Source organism: Draconibacterium sp. IB214405, from assembly GCF_033963885.1.
Taxonomy (GTDB): domain Bacteria; phylum Bacteroidota; class Bacteroidia; order Bacteroidales; family Prolixibacteraceae; genus Draconibacterium.
Window position 1 is genome coordinate 594303 of record NZ_JAXBMA010000001.1, and the last position, 26362, is coordinate 620664.

General features: G+C 42.6%; 16 protein-coding genes. 8 read left to right on the plus strand and 8 right to left on the minus strand.

The window, feature by feature from the left end; genetic code table 11:
- Positions 1–24 precede the first annotated feature (24 nt).
- Genes SLH46_RS02100 through SLH46_RS02110 form a run of 3 tightly spaced genes read left to right on the plus strand, consistent with a single transcriptional unit; the run spans position 25 to position 3888 of the window.
- The gene (locus SLH46_RS02100) at positions 25–936 is read left to right on the plus strand and encodes a hypothetical protein (protein ID WP_320279486.1); all 912 of its coding nucleotides are present in this window, start codon (positions 25–27) and stop codon (positions 934–936) included.
- 10 nt (positions 937–946) lie between these two features.
- A complete protein-coding gene (locus SLH46_RS02105) occupies positions 947–2947 on the plus strand; it encodes a gliding motility-associated C-terminal domain-containing protein (protein WP_320279487.1) in 2001 nt (666 codons plus the stop codon).
- On the plus strand, positions 2947–3888 hold the full coding sequence (locus SLH46_RS02110; RefSeq protein WP_320279488.1) for a PorP/SprF family type IX secretion system membrane protein: 942 nt from the start codon (positions 2947–2949) through the stop codon (positions 3886–3888). The genes SLH46_RS02105 and SLH46_RS02110 overlap by 1 nt, the downstream gene beginning before the upstream one ends.
- A gap of 58 nt (positions 3889–3946) precedes the next feature.
- Here SLH46_RS02110 and SLH46_RS02115 read toward each other — a convergent pair whose 3' ends face one another.
- From SLH46_RS02115 to SLH46_RS02130, 4 genes are all read right to left on the minus strand, one after another.
- On the minus strand, positions 3947–6700 hold the full coding sequence (locus SLH46_RS02115; protein ID WP_320279489.1) for an alpha-amylase family glycosyl hydrolase: 2754 nt from the start codon (positions 6698–6700) through the stop codon (positions 3947–3949).
- Positions 6701–6773: 73 nt separating this feature from the next.
- Positions 6774–7895 (minus strand): SusE domain-containing protein, encoded by a 1122-nt coding sequence (locus SLH46_RS02120; RefSeq protein ID WP_320279490.1) that lies wholly within the window; start codon positions 7893–7895, stop codon positions 6774–6776.
- Between the two features lie 21 nt (positions 7896–7916).
- The gene (locus SLH46_RS02125) at positions 7917–10127 is read right to left on the minus strand and encodes a RagB/SusD family nutrient uptake outer membrane protein (protein WP_320279491.1); all 2211 of its coding nucleotides are present in this window, start codon (positions 10125–10127) and stop codon (positions 7917–7919) included.
- Positions 10128–10145: 18 nt separating this feature from the next.
- The gene (locus SLH46_RS02130; RefSeq protein WP_320279492.1) at positions 10146–13115 is read right to left on the minus strand and encodes a SusC/RagA family TonB-linked outer membrane protein; all 2970 of its coding nucleotides are present in this window, start codon (positions 13113–13115) and stop codon (positions 10146–10148) included.
- A 349-nt stretch (positions 13116–13464) separates the two neighbouring features.
- On the opposite strand from SLH46_RS02130, the gene SLH46_RS02135 reads away from it, so the two are divergent.
- From SLH46_RS02135 to SLH46_RS02155, 5 genes are all read left to right on the plus strand, one after another.
- On the plus strand, positions 13465–14481 hold the full coding sequence (locus tag SLH46_RS02135) for a LacI family DNA-binding transcriptional regulator (RefSeq protein WP_320279493.1): 1017 nt from the start codon (positions 13465–13467) through the stop codon (positions 14479–14481).
- A gap of 296 nt (positions 14482–14777) precedes the next feature.
- Positions 14778–16289: an MFS transporter gene (locus SLH46_RS02140; RefSeq protein ID WP_320279494.1), complete on the plus strand. Its 1512-nt coding sequence runs from the start codon at positions 14778–14780 to the stop codon at positions 16287–16289.
- Between the two features lie 18 nt (positions 16290–16307).
- Positions 16308–18617: a family 65 glycosyl hydrolase domain-containing protein gene (locus tag SLH46_RS02145; RefSeq protein ID WP_320279495.1), complete on the plus strand. Its 2310-nt coding sequence runs from the start codon at positions 16308–16310 to the stop codon at positions 18615–18617.
- A gap of 22 nt (positions 18618–18639) precedes the next feature.
- On the plus strand, positions 18640–20478 hold the full coding sequence (locus SLH46_RS02150; protein ID WP_320279496.1) for a glycoside hydrolase family 13 protein: 1839 nt from the start codon (positions 18640–18642) through the stop codon (positions 20476–20478).
- 140 nt (positions 20479–20618) lie between these two features.
- The gene (locus SLH46_RS02155; RefSeq protein WP_320279497.1) at positions 20619–22502 is read left to right on the plus strand and encodes an alpha-amylase family protein; all 1884 of its coding nucleotides are present in this window, start codon (positions 20619–20621) and stop codon (positions 22500–22502) included.
- Positions 22503–22756: 254 nt separating this feature from the next.
- Here SLH46_RS02155 and SLH46_RS02160 read toward each other — a convergent pair whose 3' ends face one another.
- The 4 genes from SLH46_RS02160 to SLH46_RS02175 all read right to left on the minus strand — a co-directional run bounded on the left by SLH46_RS02160 (position 22757) and on the right by SLH46_RS02175 (position 26269).
- On the minus strand, positions 22757–23326 hold the full coding sequence (locus SLH46_RS02160) for a YdeI/OmpD-associated family protein (protein ID WP_320279498.1): 570 nt from the start codon (positions 23324–23326) through the stop codon (positions 22757–22759).
- A 91-nt stretch (positions 23327–23417) separates the two neighbouring features.
- Positions 23418–25007 (minus strand): M56 family metallopeptidase, encoded by a 1590-nt coding sequence (locus SLH46_RS02165; RefSeq protein ID WP_320279499.1) that lies wholly within the window; start codon positions 25005–25007, stop codon positions 23418–23420.
- Positions 25008–25009: 2 nt separating this feature from the next.
- Complete coding sequence (locus tag SLH46_RS02170; RefSeq protein WP_320279500.1) at positions 25010–25387, minus strand: BlaI/MecI/CopY family transcriptional regulator; 378 nt, start codon at positions 25385–25387, stop codon at positions 25010–25012.
- A gap of 174 nt (positions 25388–25561) precedes the next feature.
- Positions 25562–26269, minus strand: coding sequence for a hypothetical protein (locus tag SLH46_RS02175; RefSeq protein WP_320279501.1), 708 nt, complete (start codon positions 26267–26269; stop codon positions 25562–25564).
- Between the last annotated feature and the right edge of the window lie 93 nt (positions 26270–26362).

Below are 26362 nucleotides of genomic sequence, written 5' to 3' on the forward strand. Positions count from 1 at the left end.
AATCATACAATAAAATTTATCATTATGAAAAAACGAGTCATTCTTTTAATAGCGGTTTTAATGTCCGCAGCCGGATCGGGTGTTTTTGCACAAGGATCGGGAACTGCCCCGCAAGTGGGTAGTAAACACAATTACGCGGTAACATATACTGCTGGTAACTCTTATGTTTGGGACGTAACCAGTGATTTTGCAGGAAATACTACTGTGGTTGGAACTCTTGTTACGATTACTGCAGGAACCGACGACGCAAATATTGATGTAACATGGAATAACGCGGTTCCCGGAACAACCTATTTTGTTCATGTAACGGAAACAGCTGACGACTGTTCGAACCGAAAAGTATTGGCTGTAACACCTGTAAATAATTTTACCCTGGATATTGTTAGTGTAGATCTAGACGATGCAGACACAGACAACGAAGATAACTACGCAATTGTTCCGTCAAGTATCTCAATAGATGGTTACGATGCAGCCGCAAGTACATTCACCTATAATTACCATAAAGACTCGGTATTTTACAAGATTACAGCTGCCGGTATTGATTTGGCGACTACCGACTGGAGTCCTCAATTTACAATCTCGCACGAGGACATTACAGGAACAGTTGTTTCTGCAGGTTGGGCCACTGCAATCGATGGAACCTATACAATGGGATTGGATACCGATGGCGGTGTGAATGACCTTGTTGTTGAAACTTCAGCAACTACCAACGGTGAAATCTGGATTAAAGTGGTTGTCGACAACTCAACACTAAACGAAGGTTTGGTTGCGAATAGTATTGTCGTTAACCTGGTAGAAGATCCGGATGATGCTGTCGACAATTCCAATCAATCTGGTGAGGATGAGAATGGAAACGATGTAACGTCAACAGGAAACGACACCAGAACTCAGATTGTTAAGGCGCGTCCTGCAACTTCTGACATTAGTACTGATTAAACTCAGCTAGTTGAGCATCAAGGCATTTTTTATAATGATAATAACCCTTCTGGCTGCCCTTTGCGGGGCGGCACAGGAGGACTTTGTCATTTATGAAGGTGCCGAACACAACTATTTTGTAGATGATCATCCCGGGAATAGTTATTCCTGGAAAGTTTTAACCGGGTTTCTTCCCGACATAGAAGCAGATCCGGGCGATTATACTTTTACGACAGCACAAACAAGCAAAGTTGGCATCCGTTGGAACAAGGCAGGTTTGTACTATCTGAATGTAATAGAGACCGATGTTGAAGGAAGTTTTAACCGAAAAGCAGTAGCTATTACTGTTTTAGCCAATACCCGGAGTGTCGCTTTTGCCAACAGGTCAAGTTCAGTATGTTTTAATCCAGACCCAAATGAATCCAGGTTATTACAACTTGTTGAAAATGGCGGAACCGAACTTGATCCTTCGAGGTTTCCTGTTACTATAAAAACTGAAATTAACGGATCGGAATTTATATTTCAACTAAATTTTGATGATCAGGGAATTGCCATGCCCGATAGTTTTATGGTGGCTTCGCCGGAAAGAGATCAGGAAATTGAGCTAAAAATTTTGGAGGCAATCGATGCAAAAGGGCAAAGTATTAAGCCGCTCGACGGAAACGATGTGCACCTTATTACTGTTTATGCTCAACCTGAAATTAGCTACATCTATGCCGATGATTCGGTTGACAATCAGGAAGCTGGCTTTTATGAGCTTGAAATGACCCAGGGAAATTCTGCGGGGGCTGTTTACAGTTGGAGCGTGGAGCCTACAAACGGAACCAGTACCGATTTGCAGGCGATTGGTGGATCGACTGCAAATATTTTATGGGACGGACCGGAAGGAACTTATACGCTTTACGCTACTGCCACCGACGGAAACGGATGTGTGGCTGAAACCATAAGCAAGGAAGTTGAGGTTGCAACTATTCATCCGAAAGAAATTAGTGTTTATGCCGGTCCCGATACTTTAATCGGAGGCTGTCAACCTTACCTGTTTAGTACGGTTTATCCTACCGAAAATACATACACTTATCAGTGGGAACCAACTACAGGGTTGGATAACCCAACCATCGCAAACCCTGTGTTTACGCCAGGTGAAACTACGTCATATATTTTAACTGTAACAACTTCGCAGGGAAAAGCTTATTCCGATACGCTAACAATTAATGTGTCGGAGCTGGTGGCCGATGCCGGTGAGGATTTTATGCTGGAATATGAATCGACAGCCCTGTTAAACGGATCGGGTAGTTTTGGAGAGCAGATTGAATACAGCTGGACAACTGAAAATGGGAATTTTGTTGCTGGAGCGCAAACAGCAACTCCCGAAATTGATGGTCCGGGTACCTATGTACTTACAATAACCGATAGTTATGGATGTACTTCAATCGATTCGGTTGTGGTTAGCCGTTTAATTACAGCGCCAATTGCCCGGGATGATTACGATACCACAGAATATAAAACTTCGGTAACAATCGATTTGCTAGCCAACGATGAGGATCAACAGGGAGATTTGGATCAGGCGTCGTTACAGATTTTGCAAGACCCGGCAAATGGTTATGTGGATTTGAATGGCGACGGTACAGTGACTTACACACCAAACGATGGCTTTTTGGGTGGTGATGTATTTCAGTATCGCATTTGTAACTATTACGAAAAATGCGACAACGCCAATGTTTTTGTGTATGTAACCGCGGCCGATTTCTTCATTCCGGAAGCTTTTACACCAAACGGCGATAACGTAAACGATTATTTTGAAATTAAGGGAATTGAGTTATTCGAGCAGAATTCAATAACAATAATAAACCGCTGGGGAAAAAAAGTGTACAAAGCCCATGGTTATGGCGTTTCAACCTCTCCTCAATTTTGGGACGGTAAATCGAATCAGGGTGGCGGAAACAACGACCTGCCAACCGGGACTTACTTTTATGTGCTCGACTTAGGAAATGGAGAACAGCCAATTGCCGGCTCGGTATATATTGACAGATAATGGGAAGACGAATAAAAATAGCAGCATTTTTGATTCTTCTCCTTGTGGTTTTATTGCAGGGAAAAGAGGCCAGTGCCCAGCAAGATCCGTTGTACACGCAGTACATGGATAATTTGCAGGTAATCAATCCAGGGTATGCAGGTTCCGAAGGTGTTGGTAACGTTTTAATGGTGGCACGCAGTCAGTGGGTGGAGTTTGATGGCGCTCCTGCTACACGTTCGTTTACGTACAATGTTGGCGACGACAATAAAAATGTTGGAATTGGTTTTTCGCTGATGTCTGACAAAATCGGGCCACTGAAACAGACCGGTTTTTATGCTGATTATTCTTACTTTTTGCGGGTATCGGAAAAATTTAAGCTCGGACTCGGACTAAAAGGAGGAGTGAGTTTTTACCGGGCGAATCTTGTAGCACTGAAGACCGTGGACTCCGACCCGGTATTTAGCCGCGATATTTACGAGAACTTTTTACCGAATGTTGGAGTGGGAATGTTTTTGTATTCAGAAGACACTTATTTCGGCTTGTCAGTTCCAAAGCTTATCGAAAATACAATTACACACGAGGATGTTACAGTTGATTACATCAATAAACAGCTGATGCACCTTTATTTTGTGGCGGGCCACCGTTTTGCCTTAAGCGAAGATTTTCAGTTTAAAACAAATGGAATGATGCGTTGGGTAAGTGGTGCACCGGTTTCGTTCGACATGACTGTTTTGGGTGGTTTCCGTGATAAATTCTGGGTGGGTGCCATGTACCGTTTTGATGATGCCTTGGGTTTACTGACTCAATTTAAACCTACGCCAAAATTGACGATCGGATATTCGTACGATATTACCATTTCGGAGTTGGGTGCTTTTAACAGCGGCACACACGAGATCATGTTCAGCTACGATCTCGACTTGTTTGGCCGTAGCCGTGAACCGGAAACTGCTGAGAAGTAACTTTTCGGCATAAAAAAAGCCGGGTGTTACCCCGGCCCATCTTTACCTTTTCTATAATTTATTTGACCAAAACCTTTTTTGTAGTGCTGCTCCCGTTTTCTACAACGCGGACTAAATAAACACCCGGAGTAAAATTCTGCACATCAATTTCCACTTTGTTTTCGCGAACATCAGTAGTTGCATATTGCAAAGTTCCAGTAACCGAATAGAGCTGAACGGAAGAAATGATTCTATCCGAGGCTACTGTTAATGTTGAGGTAACCGGATTCGGATAAACCTGCAAATTATCGGAATAGTTTTCAATCTCATCAATATCAGTTACAATGCTCGGCTCTTCAAACTGCTGGTTTGAATACAGGCGGTACTCGCCAGGAGCAAATGTAAATGTTTGATTTGCACTTGTTACATCAATTGAATCACCACTAAAAAATTCGTAGTATTTTCCTGTTTCCGGAAAATCAACAGTGATATCGTTTTCTGTTATACCAAAGTTCCCCAGTGCAATTGCGTGATTACCGGCACTACTTGAAATAAACCATTTTGTTGTACCAGAAAGACTGTGCGTGAAAGTCTCAGGCGAAAACTCATCATAGTTTTGTTTTAACTCGTTCAGTTTTGCCATCACCTGAAACAGGTCCGTACGATCGGTATTATTCAGGTACTGCCAGTACGGAGGTTTTTCCGACAGGCGACAATCGTTACTGATCGAACCATCGGTGCAGCGGTTTATCGACAGGTCGTAACCGCGCTCCCCAAATTGCCAGATCATTTTTGGACCGGGCAACAACAAATGAAAAAGTGAATTCAGCTCAATTCGTTGTAAGGCGGTTGTCTGGTTTTTTATGTTGTAATCATCGTTGCTAAGCCCCGAGTTTTTAATGGTGTACATAATACGCTCTTCGTCGTGGCTTTCAGGGTACGAAACCAGGTTCGGCTCATCCCAGTTTCTTTCCGAATACACAGCCCAACTAAGGTCTGAATCACCGGTTTGTCCGGCTGCTGCATTTTGGTAGTTACCGTGCATGTTTCCCCAAAGAAGAATGCCGTGGTTGGCCAGTTCTGTTTCTTCCGAATTATCGGACAGATGCTCGAAAATTACCAGTGCATCCGGATTGCGTTTCCAAATCTCGTCACTCATTCGTTTTAGGTTGTCGATGCGATCGGCATCGTAATCGCTACCCCAGCTCGAAGAACTGTAAGGCGTATTCGAAAATCCTTTTGTAAAGTCGAAACGGAAACCGTCGACCTTGTATTCGTTCATCCAGAAGGCAGAAACACTGTCTACCAACTCTTTTGTTGCGTCGCTTTCGTGGTTAAAATCATAGCCCCATTGCGCATCCGGATTCTGGAAGTTGCTTTCTTCATTGTACCACGGATTATCAGATGTAATGGTCCAGTTGTCCATGTACATTTGAACAAACGGACTTTGCCCGTAACTGTGGTTCAAGACCATATCAATTACCACAGCAATTCCACGCTGGTGGCATTCATCTATCAATTCTTTCAGTTTCTCTTTTGGCCCGTAATACTTATCGGGCGCAAAGTAAAACGATGGGTTGTAACCCCAACTGCTGTTTCCTTCGAACTCGTTTACCGGCATTAGTTCCAGCACATTTATGCGCAGGTCTTCCAGGTAATCCAGTTGATCAATAACAGACTGGTAAGTGTGCTCGGTCATAAAATCGCGAACCAGTAGTTCGTAAATCACCAGTTTGTTTTTGTCGGGAGTTTCAAAATCGGTAATCTGCCAGTTGTAAGCGGTTTGAGCAGTTTGCAACACCGAAACAATTCCTTCGGTTAAACCTTCGGGATAAGCTTTCAGATTGGGGTAAGTTGCTTCGTCGATGTAGCTGTCGTTCCAAGGATCTAATATTTTTTCGCTGTACGGGTCGGCAATGCGAATGTTTCCGTCGATGAGGTATTGGTAGGCGTACTCAGTTCCGGCTTCCAAACCTGTAAGTTCGAGCCAGAAATAATCGCCGTCTTTTTTCATCAGGTAGTCGTCGGAAAGTTCCCAGTTGTTAAAATCGCCCTGTACGTACACAAATTCTTTTAGGGGTGCCCACAGTACCAGTGCTGCGGTGTTGTCGTCGATGTAGTTGATTCCTTTTTTGTATCCGGCGGGTAGCGGTTCGTTAATCACTTCGCTGCCCACAAAAATATTCAGCGAATCGTAAACTGTTTCGCCATCAGCGGTGGCTTCTGCAATCAGCCAATAGTTTCCGCTCTCGGTAAAAGTGTGTGTGGTGGTAATTCCGGTGCCTGTGGTTTCGGTTAAAAACGTTTCGTCGAGGCTGAGTTTTAAATCGGCTTCTACCGATGATTGAGCCGAGAAAGTTACTTCCTCGTTGGTGTTGAGAATTGAAGAGCCGGAAGGTTCCGTAATATTTACAACCAGTCCCTCTTCGAAAATCGTTATAAAAATGTCGTTTGTTTGCTGACTACCATCTGATGAGCGAAAAACCATACAAAGTTCAGTGACAACATCACCGGTTTCAACTCCATAAAAACTGTTGATGTTTGGAGTAATTTCCAGTTCATAAATACCATCGCCAATGTAAGTCAGCTGAGGCTGAGTTTCGTTGTTTCCCCACGATTCAATTACATATTGCCAACGGTCTTCACCAATTGTGACTCCGGTGTGTGCGTACAAATCTCCGGTAAAATAATTTAGCCGGCTGTCTTCAGCCGAGTTAAACGTAATTTTTACAGATTGGCTGGCCACCGGAAATTCAGGGTCGGTGGTAACTTGTGCCGATGCATTTAGAACAAAAACGATCAGGCTTATCAGAAAGAAAAACGACTTGTACATTGTAATTGTTTTAGAATAAAAAAAACAGGTAGTGCCTACTAAAAAGCACTACCTGTTGTATTATAGCTTACAGTTATTGTGCTGTAATTTTATAGGTATATTCCGAGAAATTGATCTCGATTTTATAGGTGCCTGCTGTAGCCGGTTCCGGAATTTCTGCCGGATCAGGATCAGCGTCGCCCGAACGGTAAGCAAGTTTACCCAACAAGCTGTTTCCGTTTCCGTCAGAACCCCATTGTGGAGCCCATGCACCGCTGTTGGTAGCCATAATTTTCATTCCGCCGTTACCAACAGAAAGATCGGTTACCACTGAGTACATACCAACACCGTCTTTGGTGAATGCAATTCCGTTTGCCGGATCCCAGCCAACTGTTGTTGCACCTCCTACCAGGTAAATTTCATCCGGAATTGGATAAACCGCGTAGGTAAGGTTGGTAATGTCTACATCAATGCGGTAGTCGCCTTCAACCGAAGGAGATGGAATAGAAGCAGGGTCGTCATCGTCCTCGGTAGGTCTATAAGCCAGAACACCGCTATAAGCGTCACCTGTACCATCAGAACCCCACATCGGAGCCCACTGGCCTTGAGTTTTGATGAACTTCAACCATGCGTCAGGAACTAAATGTGCTGCAATTCCGTATTTGCCACTCGACATGTAAGGTGCTTCTAGTGTAGTATTGTTATCCCATCCTGCATCGGTTGCATCACCCAATAAATAAATTGGAGGCAATTTTACAGAATAAGTAATTACATTAAAACTGAATGCTTCCGATGATAATGCCTGAGCATAATCGCTAACCGATGCTTCAACTCTGATTTCAAGCGGAGTTTCAACACCAGTTGGATATTCCATCGATGTTAACAACGAGTTCAATTCACCAACTGTGATTTCGTAGCCTAATTCAGCTGAAGAAACAATGATTGAAGAATTTGCGAAGTCGTTACCGGCATCGTCAATTTTTAGCGAGTAAGAAATTGCTGCCTGAAAACCAAAGTCAGCTTCCGTCCAGTCAAAGGAGAATAACACATTGTCTACTTCTTCTTCAGTAAGCAAATAAGTGCCACCCGAAGCCTCTGAGGCGGTAAGAATCGGGCTGTTTCCATAACTAATCACCGGGTCGAATGTCTCGTCCTCGCAAGAAACAAACACCAGCAAAGCAGCCAGAATACTTAATATATAATTTATCTTTTTCATGATCTAAATTTTTGCAAGTGGTTAATATCCTGAGTTTTGAGTTAAATTTGGATTGGCACTTACATCTGAAGAAGGAAGTGGATACAAGTTGTATTTCGCATCAACACCAATACCCTCTTTTTCAGCTCCTTTCCATGCCCAAACGTAGTTTGAACCGGTGAACTTGTCAAAACGAATAAGGTCGGTTCTGCGGTGTCCTTCCCAGTACAATTCACGTGCACGTTCATCCAAAATAAAGTCGAGTGTAAGATCGGCTTCGGTCATGTTTCCAAAGTCGTCGCCATAAGCTCTTTCGCGCAATTCGTTTACGTACGATAGCGCAGTGCTCATGCTTCCGCCACCGCCGCGTAAAACAGCCTCGGCATACATCAGGTAAGCATCAGCCAAACGGAACATTGGGAAATCAGTGTCAGGATGTGTTAAATCCGATCCGGTTACGCCGGTAGAAGTTACGTTTTTCCACTTGGTAATTGCATAACCGTTTGTAAATTCAAACAGGTCGTCAATCTCAAGTGTTTGCCCGTCGGTGAAGAACAAGGCGCGGCCATCAGAGCTGAATTTCTCAACCGTGTAAGTATAATCAGGAGATTCCAGTTTCATGGTAATTTTGTAGCTACCACCTTCTGCAATTGCAATGTTGTCGGCACCTGCTTCAAGAATACCGTCTGTACCCGCATCACCATAGTTCAGATCCCAACCGTCGTTAGCGCGGAACTTAATTTCGCCTGCAGCAAGGTCGATTTCTGCAACCCATGTTTTGCTGGCAACATCAAACTCCATGTTTTGGTCAGAGTCCCAACCTCCGGCAGTAGCTGATCCGATAATTCCCCAGTCAGTTTTAGTGATTGAATAGGTTAGATCGGCTGTATTTACATTCATTTTGTAGTATCCGGCTTCGTCAACTGTCAGGTTTGCGCCACCAGATTCCAAAACTCCGTTAGAACCTCCCCAGTTTACATCCCAGTTTGGTCCGGCAGTGAATTTAAACTCACCTGCATCGGCAAAATAGATATAACCTTCGTAGTTGTCGTCAGAATTAACCGAAGCCAGTGTTGGTGCTACATCCGGAGCCCAGTCGCCTTCGCTGTAACCGGCTGCACTTTGGTAACCACCCGGAACATAAATTACCGGATAATCAGTAGTTGCATTAACACTTTTCAGTTTTGGAGCCAAAGTTTCCAAATCAAGGAATTTGCCCACAAACTCTTTGGTAGTTCTTAAACCACTCCAACCACCGTCGATTCCAAATTCAGCAGGATCCATTGTTCCTCCTACAGGTGCGTGAACAAGGAAAGTTGTTCCACCCCAGGTACGAATGTTGGTTCCGTCCTGAATAATTGGGAAAATGGTTTCGCTTGATGTATGGTTGTCCGCAAGGAACATGTGCGAATATTCCGGATTAAGTGAATAACCTGCGGTAATTACTTTTTCCGAATAAGTAAGTGCATCGCTGTATCTTCCTGTTCCGGTGTAAACCTCGGCATTCAGGTACATTTTTGCCAGTACCATCCAAAGCGCTGCCTGATCTACTCTTCCGTACTCGGCACTTCCGGGAGTTGCAAGTTCGCTTTCAATAGCCAATAACTCCGATTCAACATAGTTAAACAGGTCGGTTCTTGAAATCTGCTCAGGGAAGAATGCACCAACGTTATCTTCTTCGGTAACAAATGGTACGCTACCAAATAAGTCAACAGCGTGGTAGTAACTCAGTGCACGCAGGAAACGAGCCTCGGCACGGTACAATTCAATATCAGTACGGATAGATCCGTCGATTCCGCGTCCGTCAAGTTTTTCGGCAGTTGTTTCGCGAATAAACTCGTTACACAACGAAACCTGGTAAAAAATACGGTAATACAGGTTGGTAATAAAACCGTCGTCGGCCGACCAATCCATATCGTGGAAATCGCGTAAAGTAGCATCGTTCCATCCAATAACTGCTTCATCGGTAGGAAGCTCCTGTGCATACCAGTAGGCACGCAGGTACTGACCGAAACCTTCGTCCAAACCACTAAGGTCGTTGTTTCCGCTTGGTCCTTGCTGGCCACTAACTGCCAAACCTGCATAAAGTTTTGCCAGAACGTGGATGTAGTTCTCCGGATTTTCGTATACACTTTCCGAGGTAACCACATCTTCATCGATTGGCACGGTGTCCAAATCGTTGGTACATGATGTAATTGCAAGCAGTGCTGCAAGTACGATTATGCTTAAATATTTAAATTTCTTTATTATCATGGTTATCATTTTTAGAGATTAATAATCAATGCTTAAGCCCATCATAAACACGCGTGGACGTGGATAAATGTTGTTGTCGATTCCATTACTAACCTCTGGGTCAAGACCTTCGTAATCTGTAACTACAAACACGTTTTGAACCGTACCGTACAGGCGAAGACTCATTTTGTCTGAATTCAGATTTTTAAATGTGTGTCCCAACGAAATGTTGTCTAAACGCAGGAACGACGCATTTTTCACATAGTAATCAGAGAAATATTCAGGATTTTCGAATCCTGTAGTAAGTGCATTTTGGTTTACATTTAACAGGTAGTTCGACGACCAGTACAGGTTGTTTAGCGAACCGCTCGACGACCAAACGTTGTTGTAAACGTAGTTGCCTAAGCTAATTCTTCCTGCAAAACCGAAGTCCCAGTTCTTCCAGTACAGTTTCGAGTTGAAACCCATAAACCAGTCGGGAGCCGATTTTTCGTAGCGGTATTTATCTTCGCTGTTAATCTGTCCGTCGCCGTTGCGGTCAACATAAAGTCCCTGGATTGGTTTTCCTGCGTCGTCGTAAACCTGCTCGTATACATAGAACGAGTTGGCCGGATAACCTACCGAGTGAATTTGAATGTTGTTACCTACAGCACCTGAAATACCTCCTGTTTCTACACCCGGATATTCTTCAAGCGACATTTGGGTTGCAGTAAGTTTGGTAATTTCGTTTTCGTTGTAGGTGGCGTTAAAACCAACTTCCCACGAAAGATCTTGTTTAGAGATAACGCGACCTAAAATTGAGAACTCAAAACCGCGGTTCTCCAGGTCACCTACGTTGGTTAACAACATATTGGTAAGGTTGGTACCTGCAGGAACAGGAATAAAGTTCAGCAAGTCGTTGGTAACACGTTTGTAAACGTCAACTGTACCGGTAATACGATCATTTACAAAACCGTAATCTACACCAATATTGTACGTTGTGGTTTCTTCCCACTTAATATTAGAGTCGTAACCTTCAGGGCGGATAGTTGTGTAGTAAGTATCGCCAAACTGGTACTGTGCATTTTCCTGACTGTAAGTGTAGCGCGCCAAATATGGGTAATCGCCGCTACCAATGTTTTGCTGACCGGTAATACCGTATCCTAAACGCAGTTTCAGGTCAGAAACAACAGCACTGTTTTTCAGGAATTCTTCTTCTTTAATTCGCCATGCAAAAGCTGCAGATGGGAAAAGTCCCCAACGTGTGTCAGGCGAGAAACGTGAAGTTCCGTCCTGACGAACAGTTAATGTAAGCAGGTATTTGTCTTTTAACGAGTAGTTCAAACGTCCGAAGAACGATACCAGGTAGTATTCTGTTGGGTCCCAGTTTTCAGGATTGATAATTTCGTTGGTAATACCACTTCTGGCGAAGTTGTAGTTTTCGCTCCAGAAATGTTGCCACGAGTAACCACCCATAACGCTAAGTCTGCTTTCAATTGATTCCAGATCTTTGTCGTAAGTCAGGTAGAAATCCAACAATTTATTTTTCTTCTCCTGCGAATATTCGCCGTAATAACCGCCGCCGTTACCAATTGTCCATGGTGCATCGTCGTCGTCTATTGTTGTTCCTTCAGAGTTGGTGTACTCGTAACCCAGGTTAAGAGTAGCTCTTAAATCAGGCAGAAAATGGAAATTATAATCAAACTGTGCATTCGATACTGCGCGTTTTGCGGTTGAAGTATCGTCGTGCATCATAATCATTGCCAGTGGGTTGGTTGGAGCCAAGGTGTTTGGATTTCCGTTGCCTTGTAACCAAGTAAAATAACCTCCGTAACGATCGCTGTCAGAATAAACCCATTGTGTTGGATCGAAGCTAACTGCAGTTCCGATGGCACCCTGATTTGAGAAATTGTTGTCGATCAACATTCCTTTAAAGTTCAGGTTCAGTTTTAAATGATCATCGAAAAAGCTTGGATTTAAACCAACTGTTCCGGTCCAGCGCTCCATGCTCGATTTTAGTAAAATACCGTTTTGATCGGAATAACCAATTGACGCACGGAAAGGCATATCTGCAATATTCCCGGTAACGCTAAAGTTGTGGTCGTGGCTCACCGATGGATCGAAAACAACATCTTGCCAGTCGGTATCGGCACCACCCATTAGGCTGGCTGCGTTAGAACCGGCTCCGTTTTGGTCGATAATTGTTTGTCTGAAATCGTCGGTTGATAAAATATCAACTTTACCCGACGGAGTGCTGTACGAACTAAATCCGTTGTAGCTAAGTTTTAAACCGGCACCTTTGCGGCCTTTTTTAGTGGTAATAAGAATAACACCGTTTGATGCACGCGAACCGTAAATGGCAGTTGCCGATGCATCTTTTAGTACGGTCATTGTTTCAATATCGCTTGGGTGAATCATGTTCAGCGGGTTTCTCATTCCTGAAACACCTTCGCTTGAAATAGGTACACCATCAATTACAATTAGCGGGTCGTTACTTGCCGAAAGCGAAGAACCACCACGGATACGGATTGTTGATCCCTCTCCCGGAGCACCACCGCCATTGGTAATTTGCACACCGGCAATTTTACCGGTTACCAATTCTTGTGGCGAAGTAATAGCACCCTGGTTAAAATCATCAGAACTTACTGCCGATACCGAACCGGTAGCATCTTCCTTTTTAACTTGTCCGTAACCAATTACTACAACCTCATCGAGGTTTTCCATTGATTGTTCCAACTTAACATTTACCTGATTCGAAGCTGAAATAAGTACTTCCTGCGGAGTGTAGCCAATGTACGAAAGAACAATAGTTTGTCCTTCTTCAACATCGATGCTGAAATTTCCGTCAAAATCGGTAATTGTTCCTTGTGTAGTTCCTTTAACTACAATGGTAACACCAGGTAAAGGCTCGTCGTTGCCGGCGTCGCTAACAGTACCTGTAACTGTTTTTACCTGCGCATAACCAAGACTAAAGCTCAGCATTGCAAACAAAAACAAGACTACTTTAAGGTTTTTACGAATAATCCTCATTTTACATGTTATTAGTTTATGAATTTTTTCTTGTTAAATCCTCTTTAACTTGTCTTTAATTGGCAATACATCAACTTGTTACAGAGATTCGTGTTTAACAAATAATTAATTCTTGGGGCGAATGTATAATAATTGTTAAGAAAAAATTACGTTTTTTAACACTCGGGTTAATGCAAACGTTTGCGGTGTCGTTTGCGCCCAACATGTTATAAAACAGGTGGTAACAGGTGGGCTCGTTAATCGGGCCAAAATTGTGTGCAGATTACTGCTAAATGTTTACATTTGTGATAAACCTTGATCAATTCAAAACTGAATTCTTTAATTAATCACAAGGGGTACTTATTTTAAAATGAAAAGTGGACTGATAACCATAAAGGATTTGGCTCGTGAGCTTAATATTTCTGCATCAACAGTGTCGCGTGCGTTAAAAGACCACCCCGATATCAGCAAAGAAACAAAGCGCGCGGTGCAGGAACTGGCCAAAAAGTTGAATTATCAGCCAAACGCTGTTGCACTTAGCCTCAAGCAACGGCGCAGTAACACTATCGGTGTTATTATTCCCGAAATTGTGCACTACTTCTTTTCATCGGTGATTAGCGGAATTGAAGATGTTGCCTACGATGCAGGTTTCAATGTAATTATTTGCCAAAGCAACGAGCGTTACGAGCGCGAAGTAGCCAATGCAAAAACCCTGCTGGCAAGTCGCGTCGACGGTGTTTTGGTATCGATATCGAAAGAAACCTTCGACTATAAACACCTCAATAATTTCCAGAACAACGAAGTGCCCATGGTATTTTACGACCGAATTGTTCCGGATATTGCTGCCGATCAGGTTATTATCGACGATTTTGATGCAGCTTACCGTGCAACCCGTCATTTAATCGATAGCGGGAGAACTCGGATTGCTCACTTGGGCGGGCCAATGGCATTGTTGATAGGTCAAAATCGAAAAAATGGTTACTTAAAAGCTTTAAGCGAAGCCGGAATTCCTGCTGATGACGATTTGATCCTGGAAGCCGACTCGTTTGAAAAAGCCCGGATGGCGATCATGAAACTGATTAATCAGAAGATAACGTTCGACGGTGTATTCGCTACCAACGATCTTACGGCAATTGGTGCCATGCAAACCATCCAGAAAAAAGGCTACAAAATACCCGATGAGATTGCCGTTGTTGGCTTTTCCGATGGCCGTTTTTCAGGCATAACTGATCCTACGCTAACTTCGGTCGATCAGCATGGTTACGAGATGGGTACACTGGCAACCCGAATGCTGCTCAAACGAATTCTTTCGGAAGACGATGAATATCCTGCTGAGACCAAAGTGTTGAACGCGAATCTGATTGTGAGAGGATCATCCATTATCTAATATTCCAGTCCGATTTTACTGATTTTATGTAATTGGTTGCCAATTTCGGCAATTACACAAAAACATGTTGTAGAATATATTTTCACTTTCCGCAAACGTTTGAAATTGATTTTTTCGGTCGAAAACGCCTGTTTGCAGCCGATGCAGAGATTCGTGGTTTGCATTTTAGTTCGATTCTGTTTTATATTTGTACTGGCAATTTCAACTTGTACATACTTCGTGTTTAACGGCAAAAGTTCTTTTGCTGTTGTTTCTTTTGTATACATAAAGCCATATTAGAAATAAAAATTACAATTATGCGCAAAAAACCTACGCTAAGTTTTTGGCAGATTTGGAATATGAGCTTTGGTTTTCTGGGTATCCAGTTTGGATTTGCTCTTCAGAATGCCAATGTTAGCCGTATTTTCGAAACACTTGGGGCCAATGTTGAGGATATCCCGATTCTGTGGATTGCAGCTCCGGTTACCGGTTTAATAGTTCAGCCCATCATCGGGCACATGAGCGATAAAACCTGGAACCGACTGGGAAGAAGAAGGCCTTACTTTTTGTTTGGAGCCATTTTCGCTTCGCTGGCATTATTCTTAATGCCGAACTCGCCGGCGCTTTGGGTAGCTGCCGGAACGCTTTGGATTATGGATGCTTCCATAAATATTTCGATGGAACCGTTTCGTGCTTTTGTTGGCGACATGTTGCCCAACGAACAACGAACCCGGGGTTTTGCCATGCAAAGCTTTTTTATTGGTACCGGTGCAGTTGTGGGCTCGGTGCTTCCGTATGCAATGACCAACTGGCTGAACATTCCGAATACAGCTCCCGAAGGAGTCATTCCTCCTTCCGTACAGTGGTCGTTTTATATTGGTGGCATTGTTTTCTTTTTGGCCATTCTCTGGACTATTTTTTCAACCAAAGAATACCCGCCCGAAGACCTGAAAGCGTTTGAAGAAAACGAAAGGCAAACTACAAATAAAGCGGAGGTAGTTAACGAAGAAGAAGTGGTCAGTAGCCGATTTGCCAAAGTTGGCGGAATATTGGGCTTACTTGGTTTGCTAATTATTGTTGTTACAAAATTGATGAAGCTGGAAAAAGAGCTGTACATTCTCGGAGGTATTCTTATGCTGTTCTTTTTACTAATGATGATGGCAGCATGGTTAAAATCACAAAAGAAAGACGAAAATGCCCTGGTGGAGATTTTCAGCGATTTACTCCGAATGCCGCTTACCATGAAACAACTGGCGTTGGTGCAATTCTTTACCTGGGTTGGTTTGTTTTCGCTGTGGATTTATTCTGTGTCGGGAATTACCAGTCATATTTACGGAACCACCGATCCGCAATCGCAGTTATATAACGACGGTGCCGACTGGGTTACTGTTCTTTTTGGCGTTTATAACGGCGTTGCTGCGCTAATGGCATTTGCTTTGCCGGTTGTGGCAAAATATACCAACCGAAAAATCACACACTTCATCAGTTTAGTAATTGGTGGAGTAGGACTCGCTTCCATTTACCTGTTTAACGATCCAATCTGGCTGATTTTGCCAATGATTGGTGTCGGCATTGGCTGGGCAAGTATTCTGTCTATGCCGTATGCTATTCTTACCGGATCGTTGCCATCGAACAAAATGGGGATTTACATGGGAATATTCAACTTCTTTATTGTAATACCGCAAATTCTGGCGGCAACCATTTTAGGTTTTATGGTGAAAGATTTGTTTGGCGGAGAGTCGATTTTAGCACTCGTTTTTGGCGGAGTATCAATGGTAATTGCTGCCGTGCTGGTACTTTTTGTAAAAGACGTTGCAACAGAAAATTAAAAAATTAAAAACACTGAGATGAAGAATTATATCATTCATCACGACTGGAAAATAGTTGAAGAGGATTTTGTTCCGGAACACAACCGAATTTCTGAGAGCATTTTTAGTATCGGAAACGGTAAGATGGGCCAGCGCGCCAATTTCGAGGAAAAGTATTCAGGCGATACGCTGAACGGAACATACGTGGCCGGTATTTATTACCCCGATAGAACCCGCGTGGGATGGTGGAAAAACGGCTATCCGGAATATTTTGCCAAGATCATTAATTCAACCAACTGGATTGGAATTGGAGTTAATATTAATGGTGAAGAACTCGATCTGGCAAAAGCAAAAGTGCTTTCATTCAGGCGAGAACTCGATATGCAACACGGTTTGCTAACGCGAAGTTTTGTTGCCGAGTTACAAAACGGAAACCAGGTAGAAGTCTGCTCGCACCGTTTTGTAAGTACGACTGCTACCGAAATTGGCGCAATCAGATACACGATAAAAGCGCTGAATTTCGAAGGTGAGATTAAAGTTACACCTTATCTCGATGGTGATGTGGAGAATGAAGACTCCAACTACGACGAGAAATTTTGGGTGGAAGTGGCCCGTGCTGTCGGAGGACCGGAAGGTTATCTCACAGTTGAAACCTTAAAAACCGGCTTTCAGTTAAGTACCGGAATGTGGTTTCAGCTAACAAAAAATGGAAATAAAGTAGAATCAGATATTACTAATAGGGAAAGGGAGAAGTATGTTGAGGCAACTCAATGTGTTTCGGTAATGACAGGTGATGAAATAGTAGTTGAGAAATACTCTTCTACTGTTTCTTCCCTCGATTACGATAAAGAATTACTGCCCCAAAAAGCAAAAGAAGCTGTCGATCTGGCTGTTGAAGCCGGTTTCGATACCCTGTTCGAAAGTCATAAAAACTGCTGGTTACAAAAGTGGGAAACCAGCGATATTAAAATTGAAGGCGATGTAGCTGCTCAGCAAGGAATTCGCTTTAACATCTTTCAGCTCAATCAAACCTATTCGGGCGAGGATGAGCGACTGAACATCGGGCCAAAAGGATTTACCGGAGAAAAATACGGAGGTGTAACTTATTGGGATACAGAGGCGTATTGTTTGCCTTTTTACCTGAGTACAGCACCGCAAAAAGTTTCGCGGAACTTATTGGTTTACCGTCGCAAACATCTGGAAAAAGCCATTGAGAATGCTGAAAAACTTGGTTTTAAAAATGGTGCTGCCTTGTATCCGATGGTTACCATTAACGGCGAAGAGTGCCACAACGAGTGGGAAATTACCTTCGAAGAAATTCATCGTAACGGTGCCATTGCTTATGCCATTTTCGACTATATAAATTATACTGGCGATAAAGAATACCTCGCACCAATGGGTTTTGAGGTGTTGCTTGGGATTAGTCGTTTTTGGAGCCAGCGCGTAAACTGGTCGGCCGACAAAGAAAAATATGTCATGCTTGGCGTTACCGGTCCGAACGAATACGAGAACAACGTAAACAATAATTTCCACACCAGCTACATGGCTGTGTGGACGTTGAAATACACGCTCGAAGTTATTGAATACCTGAAAAAGGAATTCCCGTTTCTGTTTGAAGAAATGGTAAAAAAGTGGAAATTCAACGAGTTACAAGAAACTGCGCGCTGGACGGATATTGTTGAGAAGATGTATTATCCGAGAGACGAGAAGCGGGGAATTTACCTGCAGCAGGATGGATTTTTGGATAAGGACCTGACACCGGTGGCAGAACTTCCGTCGGAAGATTTACCGATTAACCAGAATTGGTCGTGGGACCGCATTTTGCGTTCGCCATACATTAAACAGGCCGATACTTTGCAGAGTTTGTACCTGTTCCAGGAGAATTTTACCACGGAAGAATTAAAGCAGCATTTCGATTTTTATGAGCCCTTGACCGTTCACGAATCGTCGTTGTCGCCGTGTGTACATTCAATTTTGGCTGCAAAGATCGGGTATCAGGATAAGGCTTACGAAATGTATCTGCGTACTTCGCGCCTCGACTTGGATGATTACAATAACGACACAGAAGACGGTTTGCACATCACCAGTATGGGTGGAACCTGGATGTCGTTTGTAATGGCATTCGGAGGAATGCGTGTGGTAAAAAATAAACTCACATTTAATCCATTCCTGCCGGAATCGTGGAAATCATACGGATTCCGAATTGATTTTGGTGGTGCACATCTCGAGGTTAAAATGAAACATGGGGAGTTTGTTATCATTAATCATTCTGCTGTTGATGTTGCAGCAACGGTTTGGGGAACCGAACACAAAATTGCCGGAAAATCAACGCTGGAAATTAAAAAGTAGTCGAAAAAACAAATCCAATAAAATGAAGAAACTAATCACTTTGTTTATTATCCTGCTTACCCTGAATGTTGTGGGGCAGGAAGTGGAACGTGTTGAGCCGCCAAACTGGTGGGCCGGAATGAAAAGTACCGATTTGCAATTGCTGATATACGGCGAGGATATTTCAACAACCGATGTGGTGATTGATTACCCGGGAGTTACCCTGGAGGCGACTACAAAGGTGGAAAATCCGAACTATCTTTTTGTCGATCTGAAACTGGCAAAAGATGTAAAAGCCGGTGAATTCGAAATTCAATTTAAACAGGGCAAAAAAGTTGTTGATAGTTATAACTACCAATTGTGGGATCGTGAAAAAGGTTCTTCAGAACGGGAAGGTTTTAATTCATCTGATGTGATTTACCTGATTACCCCCGACCGCTTTGTAAATGGCGATACAAGCAACGACGAGGTTGAAGGAATGAAAGAAGGCCTTGACCGTGATTATAATTATGGCCGACATGGAGGCGACATTCGCGGGATTATCAATTCGCTGGATTACCTTCAAGAAATGGGTTTTACTGCTGTTTGGTTAAATCCTGTTTTAGAAAACGATATGCCCGAATCGTCGTACCACGGTTATGCCTGTACCGATTTTTACCAGGTTGACAGACGTTATGGTTCGAATGATGAATACCGCGAACTGAATGAAGAATTGGATAAACGAGGCATGAAACTGATCATGGATTTGATATTCAATCATTGTGGATCGGAACACTGGTGGATGCACGATATGCCAATGAACGACTGGATCAACAATTATCCCGATATAAAAATTACCAGTCACCGCCGTACGGTGAATGAAGATCCACATGTTTCGGAAGCAGATAAAAAAGCAATGGTAGATGGTTGGTTTGTTAAAGAAATGCCCGACATGAACCAGAAAAATCAATTTCTGGCAAAATACCTTATTCAGAACAGTATTTGGTGGACAGAGTATGTTGGACTGGAGGGAATTCGTCAGGATACCTGGCCATATCCCGACAAAGATATGATGAGTGAGTGGACAAAAGAATTGTTGGAAGAATATCCGAATTTTAATGTGGTTGGCGAAGAGTGGACCACAAATCCGGCGATTGTATCGTATTGGCAAAAAGGAAAACTCAATCAGGACGGCTATAAAAATTATGCCCCGAGTATGATGGATTTTCCGTTGCAGAGCGCAGCAGCTGAAGGTTTACGTAACGAAGAAAGTTTCGACTTTGGGTTGATTCAGATTTACAATGCTCTGGCCAACGATTTTTTGTATCCAAATCCGTACGATCTGACCATTTTCCCGGATAACCACGATATGTCGCGCTTTTTCGTGCAGGTTGGTGAAGATGTTGATCTGCTGAAAATGGGTGTGGCTTTCTTTTTGACTACACGGGGAATTCCGCAGATCTATTACGGTACCGAAATATTGATGCGTCACGACGGAAGCGAACACGGCGATATTCGTGCTGATTATCCCGGCGGTTGGGAAGGCGACAAAGTAAATGCTTTTACCGGGGAAGGAATGAGCGATGCTGCAAAAGATATGCAGCAATACGTTTCAAAAATTCAGAACTGGCGTAAAGATGCCGAAGTAATTCACAACGGTAAACTGATGCACTTTGTTCCACAGGAAGGCACTTACACCTATTTCCGCTACACTGACGATGGAGCAATAATGGTTATTCTGAATAAAAACACCAGGGCAGCAACCGTTAAAACCAAACGTTTTAGTGAAGTTATTGACGGTTATAAGTCGGGTAAAGAAATTATCTCAGGAAACACAATTTCGGATATTTCGGAAGTTACAGTTCCTGCAAAATCAGCAATTATTGTTGAGTTGAGTAAATAGAGACAAAGCCCTGTAAGGGAGAAATAGTATAACCCGGGGCAGCGCCCTGGGTTTTTAACATACATAAGAAAAGGCGCATTCACTCGGTTTTATGAAATGATGCCGTTCCATGCGCCGCATACACATCAAATCATTAAACCATGAAAAATCTTGTTTCCATCTTTTTTTTAGTGCTGGCACTTTTTGCCTGTCAACCTACCCAAAAGAAAGGCCCTGCAAAAACAGATGCGCCCGAAGGAAAATTTGTGGTTTATCAGGTGTTTACCCGTTTGTTTGGAAATACCTACACCACTAATAAACCGTGGGGAACCATTGAAGAAAATGGTGTTGGTAAGTTCAGTGATTTTACCGACCGGGCACTCGACGAGATTAAATCGATGGGCGTTACGCACATTTGGTACACCGGTGTTCCGCATCATGATGTGATAACTGATTACACTGAATACGGCATTTCAAACGACGATCCCGATGTGGTAAAAGGCCGCGCCGGCTCACCTTATGCGGTGAAAGACTATTACAATGTCAATCCTGATCTGGCAGTTGATCCTGCCAATCGATTGCAGGAATTTGAAGCTTTGATCGAGCGAACTCACAATCATGGAATGAAAGTAATAATCGACATTGTTCCCAATCATGTTGCGCGGAATTACCAGTCGATCTCGAAACCTGAAGGTTTTTCCGATTTTGGAGAAAACGATGATACTTCGGTGGAATATATACGTGATAATAATTTCTATTACATACCCGATGAGGCTTTTCAGGTACCAGAATTTTTGAATGGTTACCAACCTCTGGGAGGCGATCCAAATCCGCTTTCGGATGGAAATTTTGATGAGAATCCGGCCAAATGGACTGGTAACGGAGCACGCTTAGCACAGCCCGGATTTTATGACTGGTACGAAACCGTAAAAGTAAATTACGGTGTTAAGCCCGATGGAACTTACGATTTTGATTTGCTACCCGAAGGTTTTGACAGAGAAGATTACGAGGCACATTTTGAATTCTGGCAAGATAAGGATGTGCCGGATTCGTGGACGAAATTCAGGGATATAGCGATTTATTGGCTGGAAAAAGGTGTGGATGGTTTCCGTTATGATATGGCAGAAATGGTTCCGGTTGAATTCTGGAGTTACATGAACTCTGCTATAAAGATGAAAAATCCGGATGCTTTTCTGTTGGCTGAAGTTTATAATCCGGCTCTTTACCGCGATTATATTCAGAAAGGGAAAATGGATTACCTGTACGACAAAGTGGAACTGTATGATACGCTGAAACACATTATGCAGGGGCACGGAAGTACTGATAATCTTCCGGCAATTTATGATGGACTGAAAGATATAGAACACCATATGTTGCACTTTTTGGAAAACCACGACGAGCAGCGTATTGCCAGCGCCGGTTTTGCCGGAAGTGCAGAAAGAGGAAAACCGGCAATGGTAGTTTCTACCTGCTTGAGCACTTCGCCAACCATGATTTATTTTGGTCAAAATGTTGGCGAACCGGGCGATGGCGACATGGGATTTGGAGATGAAACACGAACTTCTATTTTTGATTACTGCGGTGTGCCGGCACATCAACGTTGGATGAACAATGGGAAATTTGATGGCGGGCAGTCAACTGATGCAGAGAAGGAACTAAATGCGTTTTATAAAAACCTGCTGAGCTTCTCCGCAAAATCTTCTGCTTTAATGGGCGAGTACAAAGAGATTCATTCATACAATCGACATAACACGGAAGGATACACCGATAAAATATTTTCGTTTGTGCGTTGGAAGGGCGACAATCGTTTGATTGTGGTGAGCAATTTCGAGGAAGTACCGTACAAATTTCAATTAAAACTGGATGAGGAAACAGTGAAATCTCTGCATTTAACGGACGGTTTGTATAAACTAACTGACCAACTGGCAAGTGAAGATGAATTTGTACTGGAAGTGAAAAATGGAAAGGGTGAGGTTGAACTGGCATTAGCAGGATTGGAATCGTTCATTTTTAAAATGGATGTGCTTTCAGATGTCTCCGAATAACGCATAAAATCGGACTGAGATAACAGGACGAAATCTGCGGATATCAGCGTGATCCGCGAGAAAATTTTACGTTCAAATAAAAAAAATCACAATTCGGTAAACCTTTTTAACCAGTTTGTGTTTTACTGTTACAAATCTTTCTTCATAAAGATTTACATACCATAAAAGATGGTTTGGTTTTTGGTTTAGTTTAGGTTTAGGTTGATTGAGAAAGGGCTGGTTATTGAACCGGCCTTTCGTTTTTTATAAAGGTTTTATTTCAATCCCAACTTCTTTTTATCCTTCAGCAAATCAATCGATTCCTTTATCCGCTTCGCTTTTGTCTCGTCACGTTTAGCCATATTAATCCAGATAATAAACTGGTTTTTTTGGTTGATAGCCAATGACTCGAAATAGGCCTTGGCTTCAGGATTTTCGCTAAGGGCAGATTTAAACTCGGCAGACGGTACGGTATTAACTTCAGGAGGTGCAATTACTTTATCCCAGTTTCCGTTCTGTTTTGCTGCTTCAACCAACTTTAAACCCGGCGGTTTCATTTTGCCTTCTTTTAATAATTCCGTGACACGTTTTTTATTGGATTCCGACCAAAGACTTTTAGCATTTCGTGGAGTGAATTTCCGTGCGTAACATTCATCATCAATACGTTTTACCAAACCGTCGATCCAGCCGTAACACAGTGCTGTTTTTACCGAATCGTTGTAAGCAATGCAAGGTTTCCCTGTGTGTTTCTTATAATAGATCAGCCACAATTCATTTTCTTTCTTGTGGTTTTTATCGAGCCATTTTTCCCAATCTTTATATGTTTTAAAGTATTGCTTTTTCATGTCGAATTTGTATACCAACAAGTTATATAAAAACACCCGCTTTCCATAACGAAAAGCGGGTGAATCAAAAATGTTTATTCTTGTCTTCTGTTTATTTAAACTCCACAGGAAGCATGTATTTTACCGGAACAGCTTTCCCTCGTTGTTTACCGGGTTTCCAATCTTCGAGTTGGCTGGCAATAGCATAAGCGCCTTTTGCGGCACCATCGTTTTCTTTTTCTACCACTTTAATATCGGTTACTTTTCCTTTTGCATTTACGGTAAACAATACTTTAGCTTTTCCTTTTATTCCTTTTGCCTGAGCAAGTTTCTGTTGCATTTTGTAGGCATAATTATTTAATGCCTCCGAACCTCCCGGATATTCGGGCATGTCTTCAACAACGTAAAATACTTCAGCGTCTGATGGTGGTGGTGGTGGCGGCGGAGGAGGAGGAGCGATCTTGTCGTTATTGTTTACAGCAAGCAGTTCGGTGGCAAGTCCAATACCAATTATTTCGTCATTCATTTTGTAGGTGCGTTTGTACTCTTCACCATCTTTTCCCGACAGAATTCCCATGTAATCGTCAACAACGGTTTTTTTACCCACAAAGGAAAGTACGATTGCTGTCTTTTCAGGGACTTCGAGTATGAACTTGCCTCGCATGTCGCTAACACATCCCGTAGTTCCGCCTTTAACAACCACGGAGGTTCCGGGTAAAGGTTCGTCGTTTTCATCAACAACCAAACCCGAAATTTTCAGTGTTTTTGTGGCTGAAGTTTGCAGATCGGCTATTTCTGGTTCATTTAATTCCTGCATCCGGTATTCCGGTTCGGCAAAAGCGAACAACAACAGCGCAAGAGCGGGTAGTGCCCAGGTAAATCGTATCAGCCGGCGGGCCGATGTTTTCTTTTTCGTCATCATTTTTAATCGATTTGTGCTAAGGGCAAAATTCAGGTTATTGGTGATGCCAATAATTTGCATGCCCATCAGCTGGTTTACTAATAAAGCCTGGTAGCGGCCTACAGTGTGTCCCTGCGCAAGAACACCTTTGTCGGCCAGGTACTCATGGTTTTGTTTAATTGCTCGTTCAAACATCCAAATAAATGGGTTGAACCAAAAGATGACTGTTAACAGCTCTATCATTAGCAGGTCGAACCAGTGATTCTCACGAATGTGCACTTTTTCGTGAGCCAGAATTTCCGGCAGGTCGTCCTGTGTATGAAATTTCGGATTTATAAATACAACGTTGAAAAATGAGAAGGGGAGTCCGTATTTTTCGTTTTCAACCACGCGCATGCCCTGCAGCGATTTAACGCGGTATTTTATCATTAAATGAATAAGAATGGCAGTTTGAGTGAGTAAGCGAAGCAGAAAAATAGCAGCTCCAGTAAGGTATACCAGCAAAATGGCTTGTTGCCAACCAAACGCTATGGTACTATCCTCTGTTCCGTTAAAAACAGGAATGTTTTTGAAAGTATCGGCGATAGTATGCGCACCGGTTTTTGCTTCTTTGCTGGCCTCAAGCAAAACTTCGTAACGAACCGGAACCATTGGAAGCAGAATGGCCAGGAGCAATGAGCCCAATAAAAACCAGCGGTTGGCCACATGAAACGTTTCTTTGCGAAGAAACATCCAGTACACCAGGTAGAAAAGAACAATTCCTCCGGATGCGTTTAATAGATAAAACAGCGAAGTTTCCATGGCTAGTCTTTCTTTTCTTTGTTTAATTCGTTTTCTGTAATCTTTAGCATTTCTTCCAGCTCTTCCATTCCCAGGTTGTTTTCTTTGGCAAAAAAGGTGGCCATTTTCGGGAACGAGCCGTTGAAATAGTTTTTCAGCAAAGATGAAAACTGGACTTTAGTATATTCCTTTTTAGTAACAGCAGGCGAAAAAAGGTTTGTGTTGCCAATTTTTTTGTGGGTAACAAATCCCTTTTTTTCCAGCACATTTAAAACAGTTGCTACGGTAGTGTATGCCGGCTTATTTTCGCCAATTCCGTCAACCACATCTTTAACAACTCCTTCTTGTAAATCCCAGAGAATATGCATTACCTGTTCTTCTGCTTTTGTTAATGTCTTCATCTTATTTATCGGTTCTATTATCGTGCCAAATTATATTCTACTACAAACATAGTACTATTAATTTAGAAACAAAACTATTTTAATAGAAAAACTACTACAAAAATAGTAAAGCAAATTTAGGGCATAAAAAAACCGCCTGAAATTCAGACGGTTGAGCTATTGTTTAAAAAGGTCTTATTCCCAGGTGATATCTTGTTCTGTCACCGCAATTTCCTGAATATGTTTGGTTGCATCGTTACTGGTGGCATCATCTTCGTATCTGATTGTAAGAAATTCAACAGTATAAACATTACCTGCTTCCGGGGTTTCGCTCCATGAGCCAGAAGCTGTTGCAGCACCAATATCTAAACGTACCATTTGTGATGGTAAAGGTTGGCTTAAAAACGCTACAGCGTTGCTTTGGTTAATCAGTCTGATTCGATATCCTTCGGCAATACTGTTGGTTTCCCACTGCACGCTTAAAACGCCATCTACCATTTCTGCCGAAGTAAGGGTTGTAAAAGCAATGTCATCAAAGTCGAGCAAATCAACCGACTGATGTGTAATGTCCTCGTTAATAACCAGAAACTGGTAGTTTCCTTCAACCGGAGCCGACGCATAATATTCATTTAAAGCGGGTTCTTTTGCATAAATATTCTGTTCGCCTGAAGTAGGGTATAAAGTCATATTGGCCCCGCCCGGAGTTGTAACTTCGGCATGGCTCATTGGCTGGTTACCCCATGCAACATACGAATTTGCGTATTTAACCTCTTCGCCGATGGTGCGTTTAATTACAAAAACATCGCCAATTACTTCAAACGGCACTGAGTTATCGTCCTTGTTACAGGCAAATAACCCGGCAAACACTAAAATAATTGTCAGGATTTTTCCAAATTTCATCATTGTGTCCATATTTCTAATTTTTAATAGTTTTTTCGGAAGTACTTTTAATAGACGCTGTTTTTTATTATTTGGTTGTCTTTGAATGCCAATATC